The organism is Streptomyces sp. SID1328, from assembly GCF_009865595.1.
In the GTDB taxonomy this organism is placed as follows: domain Bacteria; phylum Actinomycetota; class Actinomycetes; order Streptomycetales; family Streptomycetaceae; genus Streptomyces; species Streptomyces griseoluteus.
Genome location: NZ_WWKH01000739.1, coordinates 1 through 4386, shown reverse-complemented (window position 1 = coordinate 4386; position 4386 = coordinate 1). Strand labels below are relative to the sequence as shown.

The following is a 4386-nucleotide window of genomic DNA, read 5'->3' as shown; positions in this document are numbered from 1 at the left end:
CCGCGCCCTCCCGGTCCGGGTCGCGCCGGTGCCCCTCGGAGGCCGGTGCGGATGCCTGTGCCGGGCGCCCGGCCGGGGGTGCAGGGCGAGCCGGCTCGTCGGCCGCTCGTGCCTGCACGCGGTCGTGCGCCAGGGTCGCCGTCGGCGGCTCCGCCGCGTCGGATCGTTCGTCCATAGGCCGTGCATCGCCCGTCGCCCCCCTCACAGAGCTGAAATGTTCGTCCCCGGCGCCGATGGTCGGCGGCGCACCCCTGTCGGGACGATACACCAGGATCGTCACTCAGGGACATAGCTTCTCTACTCTCCGTGACGACCAGCGACTATGCGGGCACACAACGCGCCCGAAGGGTCGCGGAGGGTGCCGATGAGCGGCTCACGCCCCGGTGGTGAGGACCACGTGGCGCAGGGGCTCATGGTTCACGAACCGGGTCAACTGGTCCACCAGGAGCCGCTCGGCGCGCGGCCGGAACGCCGAACTCGGACCGCCCACATGCGGGGTGATCAGTACACCCGGCGCCCGCCACAACGGGTGGCCCGGCGGCAGCGGTTCGGGGTCGGTGACGTCCAGCGCGGCGGTGAGGCGCCCGCTCTCCACCTCGCTGAGCAGGGCGTCGGTGTCGACCACGGGCCCGCGCGCGATGTTCACCAGCAGGGCGCCGTCCTTCATGCGGGCGAGGAAGGCGGCGTCCACCAGGCCCCGCGTCCCGTCGGTGAGGGGCGTCGCGAGGATCACCACATCCGCGTCCGGGAGCAGTCGGGGAAGTTCGGTGAGCGGATGCACGTCCCCGCGCGCGGTGGTGCGCCCGGAGCGCGCCACCCGGATCACGCGCCCCAGTTCGAAGGGCGCGAGCCGGTCCTCGATGGCCGAACCGATGGCCCCGTAGCCGAGGATGAGCACGTTCCGGTCGGCCAGAGCGGGCCGGAACTCCCCTTGCCAGCGCTCCTCTTCCTGCGCCCGCACGAACCCCGGAATCCCGCGCAGCGAGGCCAGGGTGAGGGTGAGGGCCAGCTCGGCGGTGCTGGTGTCGTGGACTCCGCGTGCGTTGCAGAGCCGGACGCCGGGCGGCACGTCGTCAAGGGCGCCGGAGATGTCGTCGACGCCCGCCGTGAGCGTCTGGATCACGCGCAGCCCGCTCATCCGCTCCAGCGGACGCGTCCGCACCTCCAGCGGCTTCATGTACGGCACCACGTACACCGCGCAGCCGGCGGGGTCACCGGGGAACTCCCCGCCGTCGAAGAACAGGTAGTTCGGGCCCGCGGGAAGGCCCCTGATCTCCTCGGGCGGGATCGGCAGCCAGACATCGTTGGTCATGGTCAGGAGGCTAGTTCAGGGGCGGTGGGCGCAGACGTTAGGTTGGGGGCTTCGGCGAGGGAGGTTCGCGGCAGGTGGAGCGCAGGACGATCGGCACGGGGGCGCTCTCGGTGGGGGCCGTGGGGCTCGGGTGCATGCCGATGAGCTGGGCGTACAGCGGGTCGCGGCAGCGGGGCGAGGAATCGCTCCGGGCCGTGCACCGGGCGCTGGACCTCGGGTCGGACTTGCTGGACACGGCCGACATGTACGGCCCGTTCACCAATGAGCTGCTGCTGGGCCGGGTGCTGAGGGAGCGGCGCGCCGACGCTTTCGTGTCGACCAAGGCGGGGCTGCTGGTGGGTGATCAGCACATCGTGGCCAACGGCCGCCCCGGCTACGTGAGGCGGGCCTGCGACGCCTCGCTGCGGCGCCTCCAGACCGACGTGATCGACCTGTACCAACTGCACCGCGCCGACCCGGAGGTCCCGGTCGAGGAGACCTGGGGCGCGATGGCGGACCTGGTCCGGGCCGGTAAGGTCCGCGCGCTCGGCCTGTGCGCGGTCGGCGCGCGCGGCGGACGCCGCTCGGGGAACGGGCTGTACGACGGCACGCTGCGCCAGTTGAAGCGGGTGCAGCAGGTGTTCCCGGTGAGCGCGGTGCAGGCGGAACTGTCGGTGTGGTCGCCGGAGGCGCTCACCGCGCTGCTGCCCTGGTGCGCGGAGCGGGGCATCGGTTTCCTCGCGGCGATGCCCCTGGGGAATGGTTTCCTCACCGGGACGCTCACCCCGGGCGAGGGCTTCGAACCGGACGACCTGCGTGCCCGCCATCCCCGTTTCACGGCCGAGATGATGGCGGCCAACCAGCCCCTCGTGGCAGGACTCCGCCGCATCGCGCGACGGCACGGTGAGGACGTCACCCCGGCGCAGGTGGCGCTGGCGTGGGTGCTGGCGCAGGGACCGCAGGTCATCGCGCTGCCCGGCACCAAGCGGGAACGCTGGGCGCGGGAGAACGCGGCGGCGGCCGCGCTGCGGCTGACCCCGGAGGACCTCGCCGAGGTGGCCGCGCTGCCCCCGGCGCTGGGATCGTGGGACTGAACGCAGGACGCACACCGTGCGCGTCTGATGGGGTAGCAGTGTCGGTGCGACCCCTTCGAAGGGACCTTGACCGTGCGAAGCCGAACCGTACCCGCCGTACTCGCCGCGACCACGCTGCTGCTGGCCGCGGGCTGCTCCTCGGACGGGGGTGACGGGCGGGGAGGGCCCTCCGAGGGCCCGGTGACCGCCACGGCGCAGTCCCCCTCCGAGACCGCCCCGCCCGCCAAGGGCTCGGTGAAGGTGCTGCGGACGGTGGCCGAGGGCCTGAAGAGTCCGTGGGGGCTGGCCCCGCTGCCCGACGGGAACCTGCTGGTCTCCTCCCGCGACGACGCAACCCTCACCCGGATCGACGCCAGGACCGGCAAGAAGACGGTGGCGGGCCGCATCTCCGGGGTCGAGCCCGCCGGTGAGGGCGGCCTGCTGGGCATCGCCCTCTCCCCCGGCTTCGCCTCGGACCACATGGTCTACGCCTACTTCACCTCGGCCTCCGACAACCGGGTGGTCCGGGTCCGGTACGACGAGAAGCGGGCGCCCGGTGATCAACTGGGCGCCCCGGACACGGTGTTCAAGGGCATCCCCAAGGGCCGCATCCACAACGGCGGCCGGATCGCCTTCGGCCCGGACGGCATGCTGTACGTCGGCACCGGCGAGAGCGGCAACAGGGGGCTGGCCCCGGACAAGAAGTCGCTCGGCGGCAAGATCCTCCGGATCACCCCGGAGGGCGAGCCCGCGCCGGGCAACCCCCTCGGCCGCTCCCCCGTGTACTCCTACGGCCACCGCAATGTGCAGGGTCTGGCCTGGGACAAGCAGCAGCGGCTGTTCGCCTCGGAGTTCGGACAGGACACCTGGGACGAGCTGAACGCGATCAAGCCCGGCGGCGACTACGGCTGGCCCGGCACCGAGGGCAAGGGCACCGACGCGCGCTTCCAGAATCCGCTGGCCCAGTGGCACACCGACGAGGCGTCCCCGAGCGGTATCGCCTACGTGGACGGGGTGATCTGGATGGCCGGCCTCCGGGGCGAGCGCCTGTGGCGCGTCCCGCTGCGCTCGACCTCGGCGTCGGCCCCGCCGCAGGCGTTCCTCGGCGGCGAGTACGGCCGGCTGCGCACGGTGGCCCCGGCCGGGCAGGACCGGCTGTGGCTGCTGACCAGCAACACCGACGGCCGCGGCGACCCCGGTAGGAGCGACGACCGCCTGCTTCAGCTGCGGGTCCGCTGACGGGGGCGGTGCGACACCGCCCCCGCCCCTGCGGTCAGCCCGCCGAGGGCAGGCCGAGCAGCGCGTCGGAGTACTTCAGCGCGGCCAGCAGCAGGCCGACGACGCCCAGCGCGACACCGCCCCACGCGACCGACTTGATCCATGGGGCCTGCGGGCGGCCCGGCGCACCGAACGCGGGGCGGGCGAGCACGGCCACGCCCACGACCAGCGCGGCCACCGCGAAGAGGCCGGCCCACAGGGCGGTGGCGTGCCAGGCGTCGCCGTAGACGGCCTTGATCTGCTGGGCGACCCCCGCCTGGGAGGAGGTCTTGAGCTGGCCCATGAGCTGGGCGCGGGCCGAGGCGACGGTGCCGACCCAGCCGCCGTTGAGCGAGACCAGGCCGAGCGCGGCGGACACCACGGCACCCGCGCCCTGGCCCACCCCGGACGCGCGGCGCGGCTCGGCGGCCGCCTCCTCGTCGCTATCCCGCTGCTCGGGTGCCTGGGCTTCCTCGGTCACGGCGGTCTCCGCCACCGTCTCGTCGTGCTGCGCGCCGGTCTCGGTCCCGGCGCCTTCCGCTGTCTTCGTAGCCATGCCCGGCACCGTACGGACGCAGTCTGAGAGGCGTCTTAACGCCCGCTGTGCGCTGCGGCTTCCGCGGTGACGGCCGAGCCTTTCCCGGGCTCAGTCGAACTGGTCGCCGAGGGCCATGACCATCGTCCCGGCTATCAGCAGCCAGAGGGCCCGGCGGGTGCGGCCGCGGGCGCCGAGGAGGGCGGCGGCCGCGCAGACGGCGGCGCCGG

The 4386-nt window shown here is 73.7% G+C and carries 4 protein-coding genes; 2 read left to right on the top strand and 2 right to left on the bottom strand.

Features of this window, described 5'->3' with window-relative positions:
- Positions 1 to 373 precede the first annotated feature (373 nt).
- On the bottom strand, positions 374 to 1312 hold the full coding sequence (locus tag GT030_RS23800; protein ID WP_161202846.1) for a 2-hydroxyacid dehydrogenase: 939 nt from the start codon (positions 1310 to 1312) through the stop codon (positions 374 to 376).
- A gap of 74 nt (positions 1313 to 1386) precedes the next feature.
- On the opposite strand from GT030_RS23800, the gene GT030_RS23795 reads away from it, so the two are divergent.
- Together GT030_RS23795 and GT030_RS23790 are read left to right on the top strand one after the other, a co-directional pair.
- Positions 1387 to 2385 (top strand): aldo/keto reductase, encoded by a 999-nt coding sequence (locus GT030_RS23795; protein WP_161202845.1) that lies wholly within the window; start codon positions 1387 to 1389, stop codon positions 2383 to 2385.
- 66 nt (positions 2386 to 2451) lie between these two features.
- Complete coding sequence (locus tag GT030_RS23790) at positions 2452 to 3603, top strand: PQQ-dependent sugar dehydrogenase (protein ID WP_161202844.1); 1152 nt, start codon at positions 2452 to 2454, stop codon at positions 3601 to 3603.
- Positions 3604 to 3637: 34 nt separating this feature from the next.
- On the opposite strand, the gene GT030_RS23785 is transcribed toward GT030_RS23790, so the two are convergent.
- The gene (locus GT030_RS23785) at positions 3638 to 4177 is read right to left on the bottom strand and encodes a hypothetical protein (RefSeq protein WP_161202843.1); all 540 of its coding nucleotides are present in this window, start codon (positions 4175 to 4177) and stop codon (positions 3638 to 3640) included.
- Positions 4178 to 4386 lie beyond the last annotated feature (209 nt).